This window comes from Nocardiopsis halophila DSM 44494 (assembly GCF_000341245.1).
GTDB lineage: Bacteria > Actinomycetota > Actinomycetes > Streptosporangiales > Streptosporangiaceae > Nocardiopsis_A > Nocardiopsis_A halophila.
This window is the reverse complement of the sequence record NZ_ANAD01000164.1, coordinates 1-20,670: the sequence shown is the minus strand read 5'-3', so window position 1 is coordinate 20,670 and position 20,670 is coordinate 1. Positions and strand designations below refer to the sequence as shown.

Annotated in this window: 22 protein-coding genes; 9 read left to right on the top strand and 13 right to left on the bottom strand. The window is 74.3% G+C overall.

The window, feature by feature from the left end:
- Positions 1–100: 100 nt before the first annotated feature.
- The 3 genes from D450_RS0119380 to D450_RS0119370 form a co-directional block, all read right to left on the bottom strand.
- Positions 101–1,087, bottom strand: coding sequence for a hypothetical protein (locus tag D450_RS0119380; RefSeq protein WP_026128653.1), 987 nt, complete (start codon positions 1,085–1,087; stop codon positions 101–103).
- 528 nt (positions 1,088–1,615) lie between these two features.
- The gene (gene kynU / locus D450_RS0119375) at positions 1,616–2,863 is read right to left on the bottom strand and encodes a kynureninase (RefSeq protein WP_017540314.1); all 1,248 of its coding nucleotides are present in this window, start codon (positions 2,861–2,863) and stop codon (positions 1,616–1,618) included.
- 50 nt (positions 2,864–2,913) lie between these two features.
- Positions 2,914–3,783, bottom strand: coding sequence for a tryptophan 2,3-dioxygenase (locus tag D450_RS0119370; protein WP_017540313.1), 870 nt, complete (start codon positions 3,781–3,783; stop codon positions 2,914–2,916).
- 170 nt (positions 3,784–3,953) lie between these two features.
- Between D450_RS0119370 and D450_RS0119365 the strand changes: the two genes are divergently transcribed.
- Positions 3,954–4,370, top strand: coding sequence for an Lrp/AsnC family transcriptional regulator (locus D450_RS0119365; protein ID WP_017540312.1), 417 nt, complete (start codon positions 3,954–3,956; stop codon positions 4,368–4,370).
- Between the two features lie 76 nt (positions 4,371–4,446).
- Here D450_RS0119365 and D450_RS32650 read toward each other — a convergent pair whose 3' ends face one another.
- Both D450_RS32650 and D450_RS0119355 read right to left on the bottom strand, forming a co-directional pair.
- Positions 4,447–4,566: a methionine/alanine import family NSS transporter small subunit gene (locus D450_RS32650; protein WP_017540311.1), complete on the bottom strand. Its 120-nt coding sequence runs from the start codon at positions 4,564–4,566 to the stop codon at positions 4,447–4,449.
- Entirely contained in the window at positions 4,566–6,122 is a 1,557-nt protein-coding gene (locus D450_RS0119355) for a sodium-dependent transporter (RefSeq protein WP_017540310.1), read from the bottom strand. Before D450_RS0119355 ends, D450_RS32650 begins: the two co-directional genes overlap by 1 nt.
- A 314-nt stretch (positions 6,123–6,436) precedes the next feature.
- Here D450_RS0119355 and D450_RS0119350 point away from each other — a divergent pair, with 314 nt between their 5' ends.
- Both D450_RS0119350 and D450_RS0119345 read left to right on the top strand, forming a co-directional pair.
- Entirely contained in the window at positions 6,437–6,931 is a 495-nt protein-coding gene (locus D450_RS0119350; RefSeq protein ID WP_239647321.1) for a hypothetical protein, read from the top strand.
- A complete protein-coding gene (locus D450_RS0119345) occupies positions 6,921–7,484 on the top strand; it encodes a class F sortase (RefSeq protein ID WP_017540308.1) in 564 nt (187 codons plus the stop codon). The genes D450_RS0119350 and D450_RS0119345 overlap by 11 nt, the downstream gene beginning before the upstream one ends.
- A gap of 50 nt (positions 7,485–7,534) precedes the next feature.
- On the opposite strand, the gene D450_RS0119340 is transcribed toward D450_RS0119345, so the two are convergent.
- Positions 7,535–8,263 carry a PhzF family phenazine biosynthesis protein gene (locus D450_RS0119340; protein WP_017540307.1) on the bottom strand — a complete coding sequence of 243 codons (729 nt, stop codon included), beginning with the start codon at positions 8,261–8,263 and terminating at the stop codon, positions 7,535–7,537.
- 530 nt (positions 8,264–8,793) lie between these two features.
- On the opposite strand from D450_RS0119340, the gene D450_RS0119335 reads away from it, so the two are divergent.
- Together D450_RS0119335 and D450_RS0119330 are read left to right on the top strand one after the other, a co-directional pair.
- Positions 8,794–10,017 (top strand): MFS transporter, encoded by a 1,224-nt coding sequence (locus D450_RS0119335; RefSeq protein WP_017540306.1) that lies wholly within the window; start codon positions 8,794–8,796, stop codon positions 10,015–10,017.
- Between the two features lie 225 nt (positions 10,018–10,242).
- Positions 10,243–10,653 carry a VOC family protein gene (locus tag D450_RS0119330; RefSeq protein ID WP_017540305.1) on the top strand — a complete coding sequence of 137 codons (411 nt, stop codon included), beginning with the start codon at positions 10,243–10,245 and terminating at the stop codon, positions 10,651–10,653.
- A gap of 34 nt (positions 10,654–10,687) precedes the next feature.
- On the opposite strand, the gene D450_RS30635 is transcribed toward D450_RS0119330, so the two are convergent.
- Entirely contained in the window at positions 10,688–11,419 is a 732-nt protein-coding gene (locus D450_RS30635) for a DeoR/GlpR family DNA-binding transcription regulator (protein ID WP_017540304.1), read from the bottom strand.
- Positions 11,420–11,716: 297 nt separating this feature from the next.
- Between D450_RS30635 and D450_RS0119320 the strand changes: the two genes are divergently transcribed.
- Complete coding sequence (locus D450_RS0119320; protein ID WP_017540303.1) at positions 11,717–12,496, top strand: glycerophosphodiester phosphodiesterase; 780 nt, start codon at positions 11,717–11,719, stop codon at positions 12,494–12,496.
- Positions 12,497–13,061: 565 nt separating this feature from the next.
- Entirely contained in the window at positions 13,062–13,493 is a 432-nt protein-coding gene (locus D450_RS35760; protein ID WP_449289476.1) for a helix-turn-helix domain-containing protein, read from the top strand.
- Here D450_RS35760 and D450_RS0119315 read toward each other — a convergent pair.
- From D450_RS0119315 to D450_RS0119295, 5 genes are all read right to left on the bottom strand, one after another.
- Positions 13,379–14,776 (bottom strand): NAD(P)(+) transhydrogenase (Re/Si-specific) subunit beta, encoded by a 1,398-nt coding sequence (locus D450_RS0119315; protein WP_017540302.1) that lies wholly within the window; start codon positions 14,774–14,776, stop codon positions 13,379–13,381. The two genes, D450_RS35760 and D450_RS0119315, sit on opposite strands and share 115 nt — an antisense overlap.
- On the bottom strand, positions 14,773–15,126 hold the full coding sequence (locus D450_RS30630) for an NAD(P) transhydrogenase subunit alpha (protein ID WP_039820680.1): 354 nt from the start codon (positions 15,124–15,126) through the stop codon (positions 14,773–14,775). Before D450_RS30630 ends, D450_RS0119315 begins: the two co-directional genes overlap by 4 nt.
- Entirely contained in the window at positions 15,113–16,312 is a 1,200-nt protein-coding gene (locus D450_RS0119305; protein ID WP_017540300.1) for a Rossmann-fold NAD(P)-binding domain-containing protein, read from the bottom strand. Before D450_RS0119305 ends, D450_RS30630 begins: the two co-directional genes overlap by 14 nt.
- A 62-nt stretch (positions 16,313–16,374) precedes the next feature.
- The gene (locus D450_RS0119300) at positions 16,375–17,034 is read right to left on the bottom strand and encodes a response regulator transcription factor (RefSeq protein ID WP_017540299.1); all 660 of its coding nucleotides are present in this window, start codon (positions 17,032–17,034) and stop codon (positions 16,375–16,377) included.
- Positions 17,035–17,249: 215 nt separating this feature from the next.
- Positions 17,250–17,798, bottom strand: coding sequence for an ATP-binding protein (locus D450_RS0119295; protein WP_017540298.1), 549 nt, complete (start codon positions 17,796–17,798; stop codon positions 17,250–17,252).
- A 554-nt stretch (positions 17,799–18,352) separates the two neighbouring features.
- Between D450_RS0119295 and D450_RS0119290 the strand changes: the two genes are divergently transcribed.
- A complete protein-coding gene (locus tag D450_RS0119290) occupies positions 18,353–18,622 on the top strand; it encodes a DUF397 domain-containing protein (protein ID WP_017540297.1) in 270 nt (89 codons plus the stop codon).
- Positions 18,623–18,908: 286 nt separating this feature from the next.
- Positions 18,909–19,814 (top strand): helix-turn-helix domain-containing protein, encoded by a 906-nt coding sequence (locus tag D450_RS0119285; protein ID WP_017540296.1) that lies wholly within the window; start codon positions 18,909–18,911, stop codon positions 19,812–19,814.
- A 51-nt stretch (positions 19,815–19,865) separates the two neighbouring features.
- Here D450_RS0119285 and D450_RS30625 read toward each other — a convergent pair.
- On the bottom strand, positions 19,866–20,670 hold an 805-nt coding region (locus D450_RS30625; protein ID WP_017540295.1), incomplete at its 5' end, for an SGNH/GDSL hydrolase family protein.

The following is a 20,670-nucleotide window of genomic DNA, read 5'->3' as shown; positions in this document are numbered from 1 at the left end:
GCGCCGCCCCCGAGGTCGCCCCCCGAAAACGAGAAGCGGCGGGTTCCTGCACCGGAGGGACGGAGCAGGAACCCGCCGCCATGAGGGGGCGGGAGGGGCCTCAGGCGCCGTGGCGGCCCTTGGACCGCAGGCGCTCGACCACGTCGTCGCGCACCCGCCCGGCCTTGGCGGCCAGGTCGGAGGCCTTGGCCGCGGCGCCGGAGTCCTTGACCCGGGTGCCGAGGTCGGAGGCCTTGGCCGCCCAGGACTCGGGCAGCCGGGAGGCGACCGAGGACAGCAGCCCGCTGCGGCCGGCGGAGGCGTAGGAGGCCGCGGGGCGGCGGGCGAAGAAGAGCGCGATGAGGAGCGCGGGGAGCACCGCCAGGGTCAGCGCGCCGGCCGCGAGCGGCAGGTCGGCGCCGGCCAGGGTGAAGCCGTTCATGCTGTTGGCCGCGGTCTGGGCCCCAGTGCCGCCCGACCCGGTCCCGTCGCCCCCGTGGGCGGCGAGCTCCTCGTCGGTCTGCTCGGCCTTCTTCTTCGCGGCCTCGGCCTCGGCCTGCTTCTGGGCCTCCTCCTTCTTCTTCGCCTCCTCTTCCTTCTTCTCGGCCTCTTCCTCCTTCTTCTTCTCCTCGTCGGCCTTCTTCTCCTCATCGGAGCGCAGGTCGTCGGGGATCGAGGAGACCGCGCTGTCGCACACGGTCGAACCGCTCATGGGGCGGGGGGCGCCTTCGGTGCCGTGGCCGTCGCCCCACTCGGTGATGACGTACTCGACGTCGATGTGGCCGTTGCCGCCGGAGACGGTGTAGCTGGAGTCGTTCCAGGACTCGCCGGTCAGCTCGGCGAAGGTCTTGCCGTCCAGGTCGAGCAGGACGTCGCAGTTCTCGGCCGGGTGGCCCGGTCCGCGGTCGCCGATGAAGAACTCGGCCTTCTTGCCCTCGTAGAGGACGTAGCCCTCGGTGCCCAGGGGCCAGCTGGGGCTGGCCGCGAGGCCCTTCTGCATGGGCTCGCCGGAGGCGGGGGCGCCGGTGTCGCCGTTGATGCCGGAGCCGTCGTCCCAGAAGTAGGAGGACTTCACCTTGCCGTACTGGATCGGACTGTCAGAGCTCATTGAGTGAAACCCACTGGGGTCGGAGACAGGACCGAACGAGGCACGGGTGAATCCGGGCACGGCGGATCAAGGGCGCGGCGGATTCTGAGCATGCGGACCGGGCGCAGGCCGAGTGGCCCGCGGGGTGCGGTCGCGTCGCGTGGGCGGGGACCGGCGTTTTGCGGGGGTTGGGACCCCGAGCGCCGCGGGGGCGGCGCCGCCGTGCGGAGGCCGGCTCAGGCGCCGGGCGCTCCCGGTCCCCGGAAGATCGGGGGCCTCGTTCTTCCCGGCACGCCATCGGGGCGCGCCGGGACGGGCACCGGTCGGCGACCCGCAGGTCACGAACCGGTCACGAAGGACTGTAACCCACGAAAAAGTAAAATGCGATGGGGTGCACGGTAAAAACGCAGGTCAATGAGGCCACAGGGAAGCCCCTGCGGCGGCGGGAGCGCCCGCACCGCAGGGGCTTTCACATCTCGATCGGGTAAAAAAGCGGTCCTCGTCACACCGGGGGACGGGCCCGGCGGCGGCCGTCCGCCCGCGGACGGGTCAGGTCACCTGGGACCGCCGGGAGAAGCGGGGATCGCGCCACTCCCCCGTCTCGACGACCTCCACCAGGGCCGTCGCCGCGTCGAACACCTCGGTGTAGCCCAGGTAAAGCGGGGTGAACCCGAAGCGCAGCACGTCCGGGGCGCGGAAGTCGCCGATGACGCCGCGCGCGATCAGCGCCTGCACGATCGGGTAGCCCTGCGGGTGCGCCAGCGACACCTGGCTGCCCCGCCGCTCTGGGTCGGCGGGCGTGACCAGGCGCAGTCCGTCCGGCCCGGTGCCGCCGGGCGCCGCGATGGAGATGAACAGTTCGCTCAGCGCCAGGCTCTTGGCCCGCACCTGCGCCATGTCCGCCCGTGAGAACAGCTCCAGGCTCGCCTCCAGGGCGGCGTCGGCGACCAGCGGCTGGGAGCCGCTGAGCAGCCGCGACGCCCCGTCGGCGGGCTGGTAGTCGGCCTCGAAGGCGAACGGGCGCGCGTGGCCGTGCCAGCCGCTCAGCGGCTGGCGCACGTGCGGCTGGTGGCGCCGGGCGGCGTAGACGAAGCCCGGGGCGCCCGGGCCGGCGTTGAGGTACTTGTAGGTGCAGCCGACGGCGAAGTCGGCCCCGCACCCGTCCAGGTCGACGGGGACGGCGCCCGCGCTGTGGCACAGGTCCCACACGACCAGGGCACCGTGTCGGTGCGCCAGCTCGGTGATGGCGGCCATGTCGCGGAGCTCTCCGGTGCGGTAGTCCACATGGCTGAGCAGCAGCACGGCCACGTCGCCGCCGGACAGCGCCTCCTCCAGGGCGTCCGGGCGGGCGGGGGCCCGGCGCTCCGTGGCGCCGGTGATCTCCGCCGCGCCCTGGGTGACGTACAGGTCGGTGGGGAAGTTGCCGTCCTCGCCCAGCAGCACGGTGCGCCCGGGGTTCAGGCGCAGCCCGGCGACCAGGAGCTTGAAGATGTTGGCCGAGACGCCGTCGCCGACCACCACCTCGTCGGCGGCGGCGCCCAGCAGCGGGGCGAGCAGGGCGCCCAGGGTGCGCGGCTTGTCCCACCACCCGGCGTCGTTCCAGCTGGAGACCAGCCCCTGCCCCCACTCGCGCTCGACGAGGTCGGCCACCCGGCCGGGAACCGCGGCGGGCAGCGCCCCCAGCGAGTTGCCGTCCAGGTAGACCACCCCCTCGGGGAGGCGGAACTCACCGCGGAACCCGGCCAGGGGGTCCTCGGCGTCGCGCTTCGCGCACTCTTCCCGGGTGACGGGCGCCATGGCGTCCCTTCCCTCCTGGTGTCCGTTCGGCCGTCCGCTCCGGTGCCCGCTCACAGCTCGGTCCGCAGGGACCACAGTTCGGGGAAGACGTCCTCGGCGGCGTTGGCGGCCAGCCAGCGCAGCCCGTTGGATCCTCCCGTGCCCGGCTTGGCGCCCATGGAGCGCTTGACCGCGGCCAGGTGGCGCTGGCGCCACCGGGTGACCCGCTCGGCGGTGTCCAGCAGCGCCTCGGCCAGCACGAACAGGTCGTTGCCCGGGGTGTCGTCGGCGTAGACCCGCGCCCAGGCCTCGCGTACCCCGGGGTGCTCGGCGTAGGGGCGTGTGCGGTCGCGCCGCAGCGCCTCGTCGGGCACCGGAAGGCCGCGCCGGGCGAGCAGGCCCAGGGCCGCGTCGTAGAGCCCGGGCTCCTCCATGGCGCGCTCCAGCTCGGCGCGGGCCCGCGGCGAGCCCCGGTGCGGCCGCACCATCGCCGCAGAGGTGTTGCCCAGCAGGAACTCCAGGCGCCGGTAGGTGTGCGACTGGAAGCCCGAGGCGTCGCCGAGGGCGTCGCGGAACCGGGAGAACTCGGTGGGGCTCAGGTCGGCGAGCAGGTCCCAGGAGGAGACCAGCACGTCCTGGACCCGCGCGCCCCGGCGCAGCTCGGCCACGGCGGCGGCGGTGTCGTCGCGCTCCATGGCCTCGCGCGCCCGCTCCCAGTGCTCGGCGAGCAGGGAGAACAGCAGCTCCATCACCTGGGTGGCGATGATGAAGGACGTCTCGGACGGTTCCGCGGTGCGCGGGCGCTGCAGGTCGAGCAGGGTGTCGATGGCGCCGTAGCGGGCGTAGGGGGTCCCCCCGGCGAACTCCAGCTCCGGTTCTCCGCCGCTGCGGGCGGCCCGCTCGGCGCGTCTGCGCTCCGCCGCGGTCGACGGGATCGGCATCGTTGCCCACCTCTTCGCTGCTCAGGCCCCGACTCGGTGCCGGGGGCGTCCCGGAACCTTCAGCATGCAGCAGATCACACGGATTGAGAATGGACGGCACCGATCAGCCGCGGTGTCCGACTTTACGGTCATAATGGATGTCCGGCGATCACCTTGACGAGGGGAAGGCGATGCTGGACGCGGTCGACCGGCGCATCCTCGGCGAGCTGCAGGCCGACGGGCGGCTGTCCTACAACGAACTGGCGCGGCGGGTGCGCATGTCGGCGCCGGCCGTGGCCGAGCGGGTGCNCACCCCCGCCTACCACGCCCGCGTCGACCCGGCGGCCGCCGGGCTCGCGGTGACCGCGCTGGTGCGCATGGAGTGCTTCGGCGCCCGCTGCCTGCTGCGCGACGCCGAGGCGATGGCCCGGCCGGAGATCCTGCAGCTGCACCGGGTCACCGGGGACACCTGCTGCGTACTGCTGGTGGCGGTGCACTCGATGGAGCGGTTCGAGGACCTGATCGACCGGCTGGCCGAGCACGGGCGCCCGGCGAGCACGATGGTGCTGTCGAGCCCGGTGCCCTGGCGCCCGGTCTCCCCTCCCTGAGGTGCGGCGCCCCCGGAGACGGCGGAGCGCCCGGCCCCCTCGGGGCCGGGCGCTCCGGTGTGCAGGAGGATCCCGCTCAGGCGCGCGGGGCGTCCTCGGGGTCGGGGTGGCGGCGCAGCCACACCGCCGAGACGGCCAGCCCGCCCCAGATGATCACGATGGAAACGGCCATCATGACGACGGCTCCGGTGGACATCAGAGCTCTCCTTCCCCGGCCGCGCGGCCGGTGGTGGACTCCTGGCGTTCGCGTTCGAGGTCGTCGTCGACCGTGCCCGCGTCGCGCTTCCAGAGCACGGCGGTGAGCAGGACCGCGACGACGATGACGCCGCCGGCCACGCCCCATCCGGCCGCGTTGAGGAACCACTGCGGGTAGTCCTCGTACGGCGCGCTGAGCTCCGTGCGCAGGCCGTCGAACATCATGTAGCCCAGCACCAGCGGGGTGACGACGCCCAGGGCCGCGATCCACCAGCCGCGCAGCGGCACCGACGAGATGGCGTCGGTGTGCCGCTGGAGCGCGGGCAGGGCCCGCACCGCCCAGGCGACGGCGACCACCAGGACCAGGGCGGCCAGGGCGATGCCGTACTGGTTGATCCAGTGGTCGACGGTGTCGAGCAGGATCAGGCCCTGACCCGCGGGGAACAGGGCGATGGAGACGATCGCGGTGGCGCCGCCGACCGCGGCCACGGCGGGCACCCGGCCGATGCCGAAGCGGTCCTGGACCGAGCCGACGACCACCTGCACGATGCTGATCAGCGAGGACAGCCCGGCCACGACCAGCGAGACGAAGAACAGCACGCCGAACACGTCGCCGGCGGGCATGGTGGAGATGATCTGCGGGAAGGCGACGAAGGCCAGGCCGATGCCGCCGGCGGCCACGTCCTCGACCGCGGCCCCGCTCTGCACCGCCATGAAGCCCAGGGCCGAGAACACGCCGATGCCGGCGAGCAGCTCGAAGGAGCTGTTGGCGAACCCGGCGACCAGCGCGGTGCCGGTCAGGTCGGCCTTGCGGCGCAGGTAGGAGGCGTAGGTGATCATGATGCCGAAGCCGATGGACAGCGAGAAGAAGATCTGCCCGTAGGCCGCCACCCAGACCGAGCCGTCGGCCAGGGCCGCCCAGTCGGGGGCGAACAGGGCCTCCAGACCGGTTCCGGCCCCCTCCAGGGTCACCGCGCGCACCACGAGCGCGCCGAAGAGCAGCAGGAGCAGCGGCATGAAGATCTTGTTGGCGACCTCGATGCCGCGGCGCACGCCGAAGCCGAGCAGCAGCAGCACGATGATCCACACCCCGACCAGCGGGACGGCCACGCCGGCGTTGTAGCTGCCGAAGTCGCCGGCCTCGGTGACGCCGAGGAAGTCCCCCTGCAGGAACGTTCCGGGGTCGTCGCCCCACTGCTCGCCGATGGAGAACCCGGCGTAGCGGATCGCCCAGGCGATGATGACGGCGTAGTAGATGGCGATGAAGAAGCTGATGAGGACCTGCCACCAGCCGATCGCCTCGGCGGGCCGGGACAGGCGGCGCAGGGCCACGGGCGGCGAGGCGCGGAAGCGGTGGCCGATCGAGTAGGAGAGGATCAGCAGCGGGATCCCCGCCGTCAGGAGGGCGACCAGGTAGGGGATGAGGAACGCCCCGCCGCCGCTCTCGTACGCGACGTAGGGGAAGCGCCAGATGTTCCCCAGACCGACCGCGGACCCGATCGCCGCCAGCAGGAACCCTGATCGGGTGGCCCACTGCTCGCGGTGTGCTTTTGGCATGTCGGGAACTCTTTCCAATGAACCGGAACTGAAGTGGATCTTGAGGCACGACCGTAGCACCACTAATCCCCATTCGGCACTTGTGACCTCCTCGGACGCAGATGGCGGGGTTCCGGCCGCGGGAGCGCGCCCACCTGCGACGCCGGGCTGAACGGGCGGGATGAGCCGGGCTGAACGGTCAAGCGCGGACCTCGCCCCGGGAAAAAGAGGACAGAGGATGATTACCTACAGTAATCGTAGTCAATACGTATGGTGATGATCGTCCCGTTCCGTCCGAGGAGCGGTCCGCACCGCCTGTCGAGGGGTCCAGCGACATGAAGCCATTGATCACCGCCGGACTGGCGGCGGGCGCCCTGGCCCTGGGGGCCGCCCCGGCCGCCGCCGAGGACTCGATCGCCGTCTCCCCGGCGGCCGTCTCCCCCGGGGGGAGCGTCACCCTGAAGTCCTCCTGCGAGGGCCCCGCCGAACGGCTGGAGTTCACCTCCACCGCCTTCTCCGGGACGGCGGCCGCCGAACTGAGCAACACCTTCGGCAGCGCCACGGTCACGGTGGAGGAGGACGCCCGGCCCGGCGCCTACCGGGTCCGCGGCACCTGCACCGGTGACGGGGCCACCGGCAAGGAGAAGGTCGAGGGCACCATCACGGTGACCGGGGGCGCCGCCCCCACGCCGTCCGGTGCGCCGCAGACCGGCGGCGGGGGTGCCGCCGGCCCGGCGCGGGGCCCGGCCGCCGCCGCGATCGGCGTGCTCTGCGCGCTCGCCCTGCTGGGCGCCGCGGTCCACCGCCGCCTGGGCCGCGATGCCGGGTGAGCTGCGCGCCGGGGGCGCGGCGGCGGCGCTGGCCGTCGGCGCCGCGGCCGCCGCGGTGCTCGGCGGCGCGTTCTCCGCTCCGTCGGGGCCCGAGCCGCTGACCCGGTCGGCGCCGGTGGCCCTGGCGGTCGATGCGATCGGGGTGCGCGCGCGGGTGCTGGAGATGGGGCTCGGCGAGGACGGGGCGATGGAGGACCCGCCGCTGGAGGACGCCGGCGCGGCCGGGTGGTACGCCCTGGGCCCGGCCCCCGGCGAGGCCGGGCCCGCGGTCATCACCGGCCACCGGGACACCGCCACGGGGCCGTCGGTCTTCCTGCGCCTGGAGGAGCTGCGCCCCGGCGACCGGTTCACCGTGCGGCGCGAGGACGGCACCGCGCCGGAGTTCGAGGTGGAGCGCACGAAGAGGGTGGGCAAGGACGCGTTCCCGGCCGAAGAGGTCTACGGCCCCGGCGACCGCCCGGAGATCCGCCTGATCACCTGCGCCGGCGACTTCGACCCCGCGACCGGCCACTACGAGGAGAACCTGATCGTCTTCGGCCGCATGGTGGAGTGACCGGGGCCGCCCGGCGGCGGCACCGTTCGCCGGGCGGCCCACCGGCCGGTCTAAGCCGCGACGGGCAGGCGGTACGCGCGCTCCTCCAGGGCGACGGTGCGGCCGCCGACGTCGATCAGGCCGTCGGGCGCCGGGCGGACCTCGATGCGCGACCCCGCCCCCTGGCGGATGGTGAGGGGGCGGCCGAGCTGGGCGCCCAGGCGCAGCGCGGCGGCACCGGTGGCCTCGTCCTCCTCGATGCCCATCGCCCGCGGGAAGACGCGCACCCGCACGCGCCCGCGCGCCTCGTCCTCCCAGGCCCACACCCGCAGGTTGACCCCGTCCTCGCCGCCTTCCAGCGCATCGACCTCGGCCGCCGAGGGCAGCTGCCGGACGGCGAACTCCGGGGCGGCGCCCGGGTCCGCGCGGATCCAGGTCAGGTCCCCTTCGGCCCAGGTGGGCACGGGCCCGGCCGGAGGCAGCAGGGCGGCCGGGCGCAGACCGTTGCGGCCCAGCAGCCACGAGGTGCCCACCAGGGGGTGCCCGGCCAGCGGCAGTTCGACGGCGGGCGTGTGGATGTGCAGCCGCCCGGTGGCGCCGTCCTCGACGAAGACGGTCTCGGAGTACCCCAGGTCGGCGGCGATCCGCTGGCGCAGGGCGGTCGGCAGGCCGGGCGCGTCCAAGAACACGCCGAGGGCGTTCCCGCCGGTCGGGGAGGACGCGTCGCCTCCCAGGAAGACGCTCAACACGTGCAGGGTCGCGGTCTCCGGCAGGGCGGCCGGGGTGGTGGTCTCGCTCATGGCCCGTACTCTGCCACTCGCGAATGAGAAGCACCACTTATTCTTTCTTCGAGTGTCGATAAGCAGAACTTAGATCTTGTGGCCTTCAGGAGAGGACCGGGGCTCAGTGGACACCCCCTCGGAAGCGGCGGCCCCCACACGGCCCCGCCGCCGCCCGCCACGCATGCGGATGCTCACCGGAGGCCGGGCGGCGACGACGCCAGGCGGTTCCCCGCTCCTGCTGGCCGGCCGCCGGGCCGCTCGCGGCCCAGGCCAAGCGGGGCGGCCGGGGAACCGCCCGGCCTCGTCGTCGCCGACCCATAGTCCTCCATGCCCGGTTGCGCGGTGTTACGACGGGAAGGTGCGGCGTAGTATTTTTGTTCGGTAGTTAGCTGATGATGGGATCTTTCATCGTCATCCCCGCGCCCGCCGGTGGGGCCGCCCCCGGACCCACCGACGAGAGCGGCGGACGCGGCGACCGTCTCCGGTCCCGCGTCGTGGCCGCCGCGCCCGTCAGCGCATAGGTCCACGTCGCAGATAGCAGGAGCCGCATGTCACCGCTGGCCACTCTGCGCCGGATGCACACGATCGCCGGCGCCCCCCTTCTCACCGCCTCCTTCCTGGCCCGACTTCCGGTGTCGATGGCGCTCATCGGCACCCTCACCCTGGTCACCGCCCGCACCGACAGCGTCGCCGCCGGCGGGCTGGTCTCCGGCGCCCTCGCCCTGGGCGAGGCCGTCGGCGGCCCGGTCATCGCCCGATTCGCCGACCGCCGCGGCCAGCGCCCGGTGGTGCTGGCCACCTCCCTGGCCGACGCCGCGCTGATCGTCGCCCTGGTCGCCGGGGTCGAGGCCGACGCACCGGTAGCCGTCCTGGCCGTGCTCGCCGCCCTGGCCGGGCTGTTCATGCCGCAGATCGGCCCGCTGGCCCGGTCCCGCTGGATCGCGCTGGCCGGGCGCCGCGGCCCCGACCGGGAGCGCTCGGTCGCCGCCGCCCTCTCCGTGGAGGGCGTCCTCGACGAGACCGGCTTCGTGGTCGGCCCCGCCCTCGTCGGCGTGCTGGCCGTGCTCTTCGACCCGGTCGGCGCCGTGCTCGGCGCCGCGGTGCTCATCGGGGTGTTCGGGTCGGTCTTCGCCCTGCACCCCACCGCGCTCCCGGGCGCCCCGGCCGCCGCCTCCCGCGCACCGCTGGCCAGCGCCGGGCTGCTGGTGCTCACCGTGCCCATGTTCTGCCAGGGCCTGTTCTTCGGCGCCACCTCCACCGGCGTCACCGCCTTCACCCAGGAGATCGGCCACGGCGACCTCGCCGGACTGATGTACGCCGTGATGGGCGTCAGCAGCGCCGCGGCCGGGCTGATGATGGCCTCGGTGCCCGCCTCGGTGCGGCTCACCACCCGGCTGCGGCTGGCCGCCCTGGCCATGGCGGTCTTCTCCGCGGTGCTGCTCGCCGCCCCGGGCCCCCTCGCCCTCGCGGCCGCCATGCTCGCCCTGGGCTGCGGCATCGGCCCGCACATCGTGACCATCTTCGGGCTGGCCGAGCGGTCGGCCCCCGCTGCCCGGCTCGGCCAGGCGATGACCATCGTGGTCAGCTGCCTGATCGTGGGCCAGTCCGTGGGCTCCATGGCCGCCGGCGCCCTGGCCGAGCGGTTCGGGTTCGGCGGGGCGTTCCTGCTCACCCTGACCGCCGCCGTCGGCGCGTTCCTCGTCGCCGCCTCCGCCGTGCGCTCGCGCTGGTACCGCCCCCAGGAGCCCTCCCCCGCGCCCGCCACGGCCTGACCGCACGCCCTCGACGGCCGCCCCCGCGCGCGGGGGCGGCCGTCCGCGTCAGGGGCCCTCCCGTGGCCCCCGGCGGGCCCGGCGGAATACGACCGGAAAGGGCCGCGTTAAAGGGCCGTTAACGCAGTGCAGAGCACCCGGAAAGGGGGCGTAGGCTCGGAAAACGTGCTTACGCTGTTCCCACCCCGGAAACTACGGACGCCGGCCCGCCGAAAAGAGGTATCCGTGCCGCAGGTGACCGGGATCGCGCATATCACCCTCTCGGTGCGCGACCGCGACGAGAGCATCGACTTCTACCGTTCCGTGCTCGGCTTCAAGGAGCACAAGAGCCGGGACGGCAAGAGGATGCTGCAGACCGAGTGCCGCCACCCCAGCGGCGTCGTCCTGTGCTTCACCCAGCACCGGGACTGCTTCAAGGCGCTGTTCGACCACCGCCGCGCCGGGGTGGACCATGTCGCCTTCCAGGTCGGCTCGGTCGCCGACCTGGAGGCGTGGGAGGACCGCCTGAGCGACCTGGACATCGACCACTCGCCCGTGGTGCACAGCGACGCCGGGTCCATGCTCTCCTTCCACGACCCCGACGGCTTCCAGATCGAGCTGTTCGCCCCCGCCGAACTGGGCGACGACGAGGACTGAGGCCCGCCCCGCCCGGCAAGGGCGCCGGGCCCCGCTACTCGGGCGCCACCAGCTGCAGGCGCACGTCCCGGCTGCGCATGTCCTCCNCGACCTCCCCCAGCCGCGCCACCCGGAACGTGCCGAACTTGCCGTACTTGGTGCTGTCCACGGTCAGCACGCTCTTGGAGGCGATCCGCAGCAGCTGCTGCTTGGCCACGACCTTGGCCTCCGAGGGCGTGGTCGAGCCGCGGTCCACGTCCCAGGAGCTGCTGGCGATGAAGGCCAGGTCCACATTGACCCGGCTCAGGAAGTCGGCGGTGAACTGCCCCACCGACGAGTGGTCGGTGTGCGAGACGACGCCGCCGGTGTGGACGAGCTCGATGTTGGGGTACTCCATCAGGTGGCCCACGACGTTGAAGTCGTTGGTGATCACCGTCAGCCCCGCCTTGTCGGTCAGCATCGGCACCATCTGCAGCGTGGTGGTGCCGGCGTCCAGGAAGACCGTGAAGTTCTCCCGCACCAGCTCGGCGGCGGCACGGGCGATGGCCCGCTTGGCCGGCACCTCCAGCTGGGCCTTGGCCAGGTAGGAGGGCTCGCTCTTGAGGCGGGCGGCGAGCCGGACTCCGCCGGTCACCGACAGCACCTTGCCGTCGTTCTCCAGCGCCTGGATGTCGCGCCGCACGGTCATGTGGGAGACCGACAGCAGCGATGTGAGCTCGTTGATGCTCAGCACATGGCGTTCCTGCAGGAGCTTGAGGATGTGCTCGCGACGCTGGTCGGGGATCATCTTTCGCCTTTTTCGCCTTCTGGTCGGGCCCGGTGCGCGATCATCGGCGCGAGCGCCGCCCGGGACGGTTGTGCACTGCTGTGATGAACGTACGGGCTACACGAACAGTTTCCCAGCCCGGGGCGGCGCCATGCCCGAAAGGCGCACGTGAGCCCGCTCGCACGAGGGCCCGGCCCCGCTCACAGGGGCCCCTCTTTTCAGGGTTTTCGCCGACTTCCCCACACACGGCCCGCGTCGATGGCACTCTGGTCTCCAGTACCCCCTGCGACCTGCAGTCGCGACACCGGGAGCAGCCCAATGACGCTGGCGATCGCCCTGAGAGGCGACACCTCACGGCAGCGGGAGAACACCATCCCCGCCCTCCGCACCGCCATCGACCAGGGGGCCGACACCCTCGCGGTCGACCTGGCCCTGACCGCCGACGGCCACGCCGTCCTCCTGCGCGAGGAGGCGGCGCGCGAGGTGTGGGGCCTGGAGCGGCCGGTCGGCGAGCTGACACTGGCCGACATCGCCGCCGTCACCAGTGACGGCGGCCACCGCGTGCCCACGCTGATGGAGGTGGTGGCCGAGGCCCGCCACCCCCGCCCCGCCTCGCTGCTGCTGCGGGTGGCCTCCGCGGAGGCGGCGCTGGCCGCGGACGCGGTCGCCGCCGACCACTCCTGGACCGACCGGGTGTCCTACACCGGCGCGGTGGAGGCCCTGCACGCGGTGGCGGCGCGCCGCACCGGGGTCGGCACCGTGATCACCTGGGACCGCGAGGGGCTGCCGCCGGCCGAGCTCTGGCGCGGCCTGCGGCCCCGCTTCATCGACCTGCGCGCCGACCTGGTCACCCGGGACCTGGTGGCCGAGGCGCACCGGCGCGGCCTCGGGGTGGGCGCCTGGACGGTCAACGAATTCCCGGAGATGGCGCGGCTGATCGGCATGGGCGTGGACGCCGTCACCACCGAGCGGGTGGAGGAGCTGGTGCCGCTGACCGCCGAGGGGGCGCAGCCGCCCGAGCCCGCCGGTGTCGGTGCGGGCGCGGGTGCGGGCGCCGGTCCCGACGGCGCCCGATCACGCGGCCGCCACAGCGCCTGAGGCCCGAGCAGGGCCCACCCGAGTCCGGAGGAGAGGGCCGACGCCCGCCGAGACAGGTCCGGTCGTCGGTCCTGGGAGGAATACCGGCGACCGGCCGCACCCGGACGAGCGGGCGGCCACGCACACCGCACACCTTCGACGGGCCACGGCCTTCCTCGTCTCCCCCGGCACCGGAACCGAGCGGGGACCGACCGACGGCACCCGGCCCCACTTCCCGCGAGACACCGGGCCCGAAGAAGCCCCTCAGGGCGTTCCTGCATACCTGCGACCGCCGAAACGCAACACCGCGCCCCGGCGGAGTGAACGGCCGGGTGCACCGGAACCGACCGGGGGCGGGCGACGACGCTCGGCCCTGCCTCCCGCGGGACATCAGAGACGAAGGGAGGCCCCGCAGGAGTTTCCGCGCCGCTGCGATCGCCATCGCCGGCACACCGCGCCCGGCGGAGTTCGATGGGGCGTCGCCTTCGGCCGTGTGCGGCGGATCCGTTCCGGGCCGTTCGCGCTGGTGTCCGCTCCGCGGGTTCAAGGGGTGGTTGCAACACCTGCCTGCCCAGGAGGTGCTGTGATGGCCGCCCGACCGGGGCACCCCCACCCGACCGCCGAACACGAACACCGCTTCTGGAGCGCGGTGCGCCGAGGAGCCGATACCGACAGCGCCGCCGCGGCCGCAGGCGTGTCACCCCGGCAGGCCCGGGCCCGGTTCCGCCGGCGTGGCGGCGTGACGCCCCCGGCCCGGTCAGGACAGCGCACACGAGCGCTGGGCTTTGCCGAACGAGAAGAGACCGCCCTGCTGCACGCACAACGCCGGGGCGTGCGCGAGACCGCCCGCCGCCCGGGCCGCGACCCGGGCACCGTCAGCCGCGAGCTGCGCAGAGTGCCGCCCTACCCCACCAGGGCCTTGACCGCCGCCGTCAGTGACGCCAAGGCCTCCTTGGCGTCGCCCAGCAGCATCCGCGTGCCCGGCGCGGTGTACAGCTCGTTGTCGATCCCGGCGTAGCCGTGGCCCAGGGAGCGCTTGACGACGATGACCGTCTCGGCCTTGTCCACGTCGAGGATGGGCATGCCCGAGATCGGCGTCCCCAGGCGCCGCGCCGCGGGGTTGGTGACGTCGTTGGCGCCCACCACCAGGACCACGTCGGTGCGCGGGAACTCGGGGTTGGCCTGCTCCATCTCCTTCATCTGCGCATAGGGCACCTTCGCCTCGGCGAGGAGGACGTTCATGTGCCCGGGCATGCGCCCGGCGACCGGGTGCACCGCGTAGTCGACCCGCACCCCGCGCTCGGCCAGCAGGTCGGCCAGCTCGCGCAGCTCGTGCTGGGCCTGGGCCGCGGCCAGCCCGTACCCGGGGACCATCACCACGCGCGCGGCGTAGGCCAGCCGGATCGCTGCGTCGTCGGCGCCGATCCGCTGCACGTCCGCGCCGCCGCCCCCGGTGGCCGGGCCGCCGTCCCCGGTACCGAACCCTCCGGCCACCACGGCGCTCAGCGGCCGGTTCATGGCGTCGGCCATGAGCTTGGTCAGGATGGCGCCGGACGCGCCGACGAGCGCCCCGGCGATCACCATCACCGAGTTGTCCAGGGCGAACCCGGCCATCGCCACCGCCAGGCCGGTGCAGGCGTTGAGCAGCGAGACCACCACCGGCATGTCGGCGCCGCCGATGGCCAGCACCCCCACCACGCCCAGCAGCAGGGCGGCCGCGCCGGCCGCCGCGGGCGCCGCCGCCCCGCCGGCCCCGGCCGCCGTCAGCGCCGCCCCGGCCGCCGCGGCGAGCGCGAGCACGGCGGTCAGGGCCGCGCGTGCGGGCAGGAGCACCGGGCGGCCGGGCAGGCGCCCGTCGAGCTTGCCCGCGGCCACGAGGGATCCGGAGAAGGCCAGGGAGCCGATCACCACGTCCAGGGCGATCACCGCGGCGACCGCCGTCCCGGGGTCGCTCCGTGCCCCGAACTCGTAAGCGCCGATGAGCGCGGCGGCCCCGCCGCCGACGGCGTTGAACAGGCTCACCAGCTGGGGCATGGCGGTCATCCGCACCCGCAGCGCGGCGGCCAGCCCGCCGCCCGCCCCCAGCGCGGTGCCGCCCGCGATCACCGCCCAGGCCGCGGCCGACGCCCCCTCGGCGGCGGCCAGGACCGCGGTCGCCAGCAGGGCCGCGGCCATGCCGCCGGCGGACAGGGCGTTGCCGCGCCGCGCGGTGGGCGGGGCGTTCATCAGGTGCAGCCCGAGCACGAAGCAGGCCGCGGCGCCCAGGTAGACCGCGCCGACCGCGGCCTGCAGGGCGGTCACCGCGCCTCCCCCGCGCCGCCTGGGCCCCCGGTGCTCCCAGTGCCCCCGGTGCCACCAGGACGCCCGGCACGCTCGCCCGGCGGGCGGAACATGTGCAGCATCCGGTCGGTGACGGCGTACCCGCCGACCACGTTGGCGGCGGCGAAGACGCAGGCCAGGAAGGCGACCGCGTACCCGGCCGGGGTGTGGGCGCCGGCGGCGATGAGCACGGCGCCCACCAGGACCACGCCGTGCACCGCGTTGGCCGCCGACATCAGCGGGGTGTGCAGGGTGGCCGGGACCCTGCTGATGACCTCGAAGCCGACCAGCAGGCTCAGGACGAACACGGTCACGTCGTCAAGGGCTTCCATGGTCCTCCCCGGTTCCGGCGGCGGTGGCCGCGCCCTGCGCCGGGGGCTCCGGCGCCCCGGCCAGGGCCGGGTGCAGCGCCCGGCCCCCGTGCGCGGCGACGACGCCCGCCTGGATCTCCTCCTCCAGGTCGACGGCGACGCGCCCGCCGTCGAGCAGGTGCGCCACCAGGGCGGTGATGTTGCGCGAGTAGGCCTCCGAGGCGGCCCGCGGCACGGTCGCCGCCAGCTCCCCGGCGCCGATCACCGTGACCCCGCCCTCGGTCTGGATCCGGCGGCCGGGCACCGAGGGTTCGGCGTTGCCGCCGCGCGGCCCGGCGGCCAGGTCCACCACGACCGCGCCGGGGCGCATCCGGTCCACGGCCTCGGCGGTGAGCAGCAGCGGCGGCGGGCCGGCGGGGACCAGGGCCGCGCAGACCGCGATGTCGAAGCCGGAGGCCGCCCCGGCCAGGGCCGCGCGCTGGGCCGCCCGCTCGTCCCCGGTCAGGGCGCGGGCGTATCCCCCCTGCCCCGCGGCGTCCATGCCGCGGTCCAGGCCTTCGGCCTCCAGTACCGAGGCGCCGACCGAGGCGATCTCCTCCCGCGCCTCGGGGCGCACGTCGTAGCCGGTGACCACGGCCCCGAGCCGGTGGGCGGTGGCGATCGCCTGGAGTCCGGCCACCCCGGCGCCCAGCACCAGCAGCCGGGCGGGCCGGGCGACCCCGGCGGCCGTCATGAGCAGGGGCAGGTAGCCGTCGTAGGCGCGCGCCGCCTCGATGACCGCCTTGTACCCGGCGACGCTGGCCTGGGAGGACAGGGCGTCCATGGCCTGCGCCCGGCCGAGGGTGCGCGGCACCCCCTCCAGGGCGGCCAGGGTGGCTCCGGCCTCGGCCGCGGCCCGCAGGGGGCCGGGGTCCTCGGCGGGGCGCAGCAGGCCCACCAGGGTCTGGCCGGGGCCCAGCCGGGCCAGGTCGGCGGCGGGCGGGCGGGTCACGCACAGCACCAGGTCGGCGGCGAGGACCTCGTCGCGGGAGGCGGTCGCGGCACCGTGCCCGGTGTAGTCCCGGTCGGTGTAGCGGGCGCCCGCGCCGGCGCCGCGCTCGACCAGGACCCGCAGGCCCGCCCCGCGCAGCGCGTCGACCCCGGCCGGGACCAGGGCCGCGCGCCGCTCCCCGGGGGTGCTGAGGACTCCGGCTACGGGATCCGCCATCGGCCGCCTCCTTCCGCGCGGTCCACCGGACCCGCAGGAGTCCTACCCGTGCGCGCGGGCGGTCAGTCGGCGAGCCGGTACCCCATGCCCCGCACGGTCCGGATCCGGTCGGCGCCGATCTTCTTGCGCAGCGAGCGGATGAACACGTCGACGACGTTGGAGCCGGGGTCGTGGTCGTAGCCCCACACGTGGGAGAGCAGCTGCTGGCGGGAGAGCACCTGGCCGGCGTGGCGCAGGAAGACCTCCAGCAGGGCGAACTCGCGCGCGGTCAGGTCCACGGTGGTGCCGTCGGCGGTGGCGCGGCGGGTGCGCAGGTCCAGGGACAGCGCGCCGGCGGACAGGACCGCGGACTCGGCAGCGCGCTCGCCGCGCATCCGCAGGCGCACCCGGGCCAGCAGCTCCTCGAAGCGGAAGGGCTTGGTCATGTAGTCGTCGGCGCCGATCTCCAGTCCGGTGACGGTGTCGTCGACCCCGTCCCGGGCGGTGAGCACCACGACCGGGAGCGGGGAGCCGGACTCGCGCAGGCGGCGCAGCACCGTGAAGCCGTCGCCGTCGGGCAGGCCCAGGTCGAGCACCATCAGGTCGAAGCCGCCGTCGAGGGCGTGGTCGACCGCCTCGCGGGCGGTTCCCACCACCGTGGCGGTGAAGCCGTTGGCGGCCAGGCCCTTGCGGACGAAGGAGGCGATGCGCTCCTCGTCCTCGGCGATGAGGATGCGGCTCACCGGCGCCTCCCGGTGGTGCCGGGCCGCGGTCGGGGGTGCGGGCCGTGCGGCCGCGCCGTCGGGATCAGCGGGGTCATGGCCCGATCATGGCGCGCCGGGGCGCACGCCGACGTGAAGCGAAGATGAGAGGTTCTTCATCCGGGGCGGGGTCCCGGGGTGCGGGGAGGTGAGTGGGGGTGCGGGGAGGCGTTCCGAAGGGGGTGCGGGGGCGGGGTTCAGTCGGCGTCGGTGTCGAAGGCGGCCCAGACGACCTTGCCCTGGCCGGAGAGGAGGTCCCAGCCCCATTCGGCGCTGAAGGAGTCGATGAGGTGGAGGCCTCTGCCGCCCTCGGCGCACCGGTCGGGGTCGACCCGGACGGGCACGGCCCTGCTGGGGTCGAACACGAGGCATTCGAGGCGGGCGCCGCGGCGCACCATGCCGAACTGGATGGACCAGTCGTCGGGCGGTCCGACCGTGGGGGCGGCGTGGCGGCAGGCGTTGGTCACCATCTCCGAGACCACCAGGAGCGCGTCCGAGCGCAGCCTGGTCAGGCCCCAGGTGTCCAGGACGCCGGTGGTGAAGTCGCGGGCCTGCTTGACCGAGGCGGCGTGGAACCCCAGGCCCTGGACCGCTGTGGCGCCGCCGACCAGGCGGTCGCCGACGGGCAGGGGGGCGGGGGACAGGCCCCTCCAGCAGGATGCGGGCCCGCCGGCCGGGTGCGGCCGGTCGCCGAGCGCCGCCGAGAACAGGTCTCCGGAGCCTGAGTAAGCGGGGTGCGTGGTCATGTCGTCCCTTGCACTACTGGCTGCTGCCGGGTTATTCGGCTCGTCCGACCGTGGCCGCCGGCGCTCCCGGCGTGGATTACACCTGTAAGCACGGATGCACGTGCACGACCGCAGTCACCCCAGAGTCTAATGAGGCCTGTGCCTCTTGTCGCCCCCCGACCGCTTTGTTATTGAAACGTACCGAAACCAGGCCGAAGGCCCTGAGCGCGCACACCCGCCCCGCCCGTACACTTTGGCCTCACGCGGCCCGACCTGCGCATTCTCCCCCTCCCTGGGCCCCGCCCCACCCCTGGACGCCTGCCTCCGTCCGCATCCGGCCGACCGGATCCGGACGCCCTGCCGACCCGCCGTGCCCGGCCGCGACCACGGACGGGACACCGACGGCCGCCCCGCGATTACTGTCCGACTTGTTGCCCTCCGGTGCATTTCTCCACGGAAGCGAAGATTATGTTTGTACCGACGCAAGCACGGATGCAAACACGGATGCACGTGCATAGCCTACTCTCGGCACCGCCGGTCCCCCGGCCGCCGCACCGACCCCGAAGGAGGCACGTATGACCCAGGCCGTCCCGGCCCCCAACGGCGCGCCGGCCGACCGGCTCACGGGCGCCGTGTGGCGCAAGAGCTCGCTGAGCAACCCCAGCGGCAACTGCGTCGAGCTGGCCCGGCTGCCCGGAGGGGACATCGCCGTGCGCAACTCCCGCCACCCCGACGGACCGGCGCTGATCTACACCCCGGCCGAGATCGACGCGTTCGTCCGCGGCGCCAAGCTGGGCGACTTCGACGACCTGGCGGCCGACGCCGGGGGCACCCCGCACCCCTGACGCCGCCCCGCCGTCCCTGACGGCGGCAGCGTCGCCCCGCTCACGCTGCCCCCGGAAAGCCGGCGCCGCCCTCCTCCGCCGGGGAGGGCGGCGCCCCTCTCCCGCTTCCCCCTTGCGCACGGCCGGCCGACAGGACACCGGGGCACCGGCGTTGAACACCGGCGCCCGCCCGGTTACCGTTGTCGCCGGAGACGACCGCGTCCATTGCCCATATTCCGAGACGCGTGCTCCACGGCGCGAGACACGGCCACCCACAGCACCACGCGCACGCTCCCCCGGAGGGCAGATGCAAGCAGCGCGATCAGAGGCGTCCCCTGCCGCGAACGTCCTCGCCCGGCCGCACGGCGGCCCCACGGTCCTGCGGATCCTCCTCGGTACGCAGCTGCGGCGGCTGCGCACGCTCAAGGGGATCTCCCGCGAGGACGCCGGATACGAGATCCGCGCCTCCCACGCCAAGATCAGCCGCCTGGAGCTCGGCCAGGTCAGCTTCAAGGAGCGCGATGTGGCGGACCTGCTCACGCTCTACGGCGTCACCGACCCCGACGAGCGGGAGAGCCTGCTCAACCTCGCCCGCCAGGCCAACTCCCCCGGCTGGTGGCACAAGTACAGCGACGTCCTGCCCGGCTGGTTCGAGGTCTACGTCGGGCTGGAGGAGGCCGCCTCCATCATCCGCACCTACGAGCTGCAGTTCGTTCCCGGTCTGCTGCAGTCGGAGGAGTACGCGCGGGCGGTGGTGATGCTCGGCCACGGGGACGCCTCCGAGGAGGAGGTGGACCGGCGCGTCGCCCTGCGGATGAAGCGCCAGCAGCGGCTGACCGGCCCGGAGGCGCCCAAGTTCTGGGCGGTGGTGGACGAGGCGGCGCTGCGCCGCCCGCTCGGCGGGACCGGCGCGATGCGCCGGCAGATCGAGCACCTCATCGAGCTGTCCACGCTGCCCAACGTGACGCTGCAGATCGTGCCCTTCGCCAAGGGCGGGCACGCCGCGGCGGGCGGCCCCTTCTCCATCCTCCGCTTCACCGGCGGCGACCTTCCCGACGTGGTGTACCTGGAGCAGCTGGCCAGCGCGGTCTACTTCGACAAGCCGGAGGAGACCGACAAGTACATGGTGGTGATGGACCGCCTGTGCGTGGACGCGGCGCCGGCCTCGGAGACGGCGCGCTACCTCGGGGCCATCCTGAAGGACTTCGCCTGAGCGGCTGACACGGGCCCGCACAGGCACCGCGGGGCCGGGGCGGCGGCGCGCCTACGGCCGCTCGCCGCCCCGGCCCCCGAGGACCTCCAGGCGGATCGACTCGGCCACCGCGCGCAGGCCCGCATCGCCCGGGTGCAGGTGGTCCCCGGAGTCGTACTCGGGCCGCAGCCGCGCCGGGTCGACCGGGTCGCGCAGCACCGCGTCGAAGTCCAGGACCGCGTCGAAGGAGCCGTCCGGACCGGCGCCCCCGCGGATGAAGGCGTTCACCCGCCGCCGGTCGCGGTCGACCTCCTCGGTGCAGTCGCTCCACCCCTTGCACGGGGCGATGGTGGCCGCCACCACCCGCAGCCCGTGGGCTCGGGCGCGCGCGGCGACCTCCTCCAGCCCGGCGACCAGCTCCTCCGGCGGAGTGCCCCAGCGCACGTCGTTGACGCCCTGGAAGACCACCACGGTGCGGACGCCGGTCTGGGCGAAGACGTCGCGGTCCAGCCGGTTCAGCGCGGCCACCCCTCCGGTGTCGCTGCTCACCCCGTCCCCCGCGTAGCGGTCGGTCACCACGCGGTTGGCCGAGATGCCCTGGTTGAGCACCCCGTAGCGGGGCACCCGGGACTGGTCCTGGAGCCGGTCGGCCAGCACGTCGGGCCAGCGCCGGTCGGTGCCGGGGGTGGTGCCGACGCCGTCGGTGATGGAGTCGCCCAGGGCCACCACCGAGCCGGCGCGGCCCGGCACGTCGATGCCGGTGAGGAAGGGCCAGGCGTCGACCCGGCGGGCGAAGGCCCGCCCCGACGCCGCGCCGGTCAGGTCGCCGCCGCCGGGCTCGGCGGCGTAGTTGTCGCCGGTGTTGGCGGTGTGCACC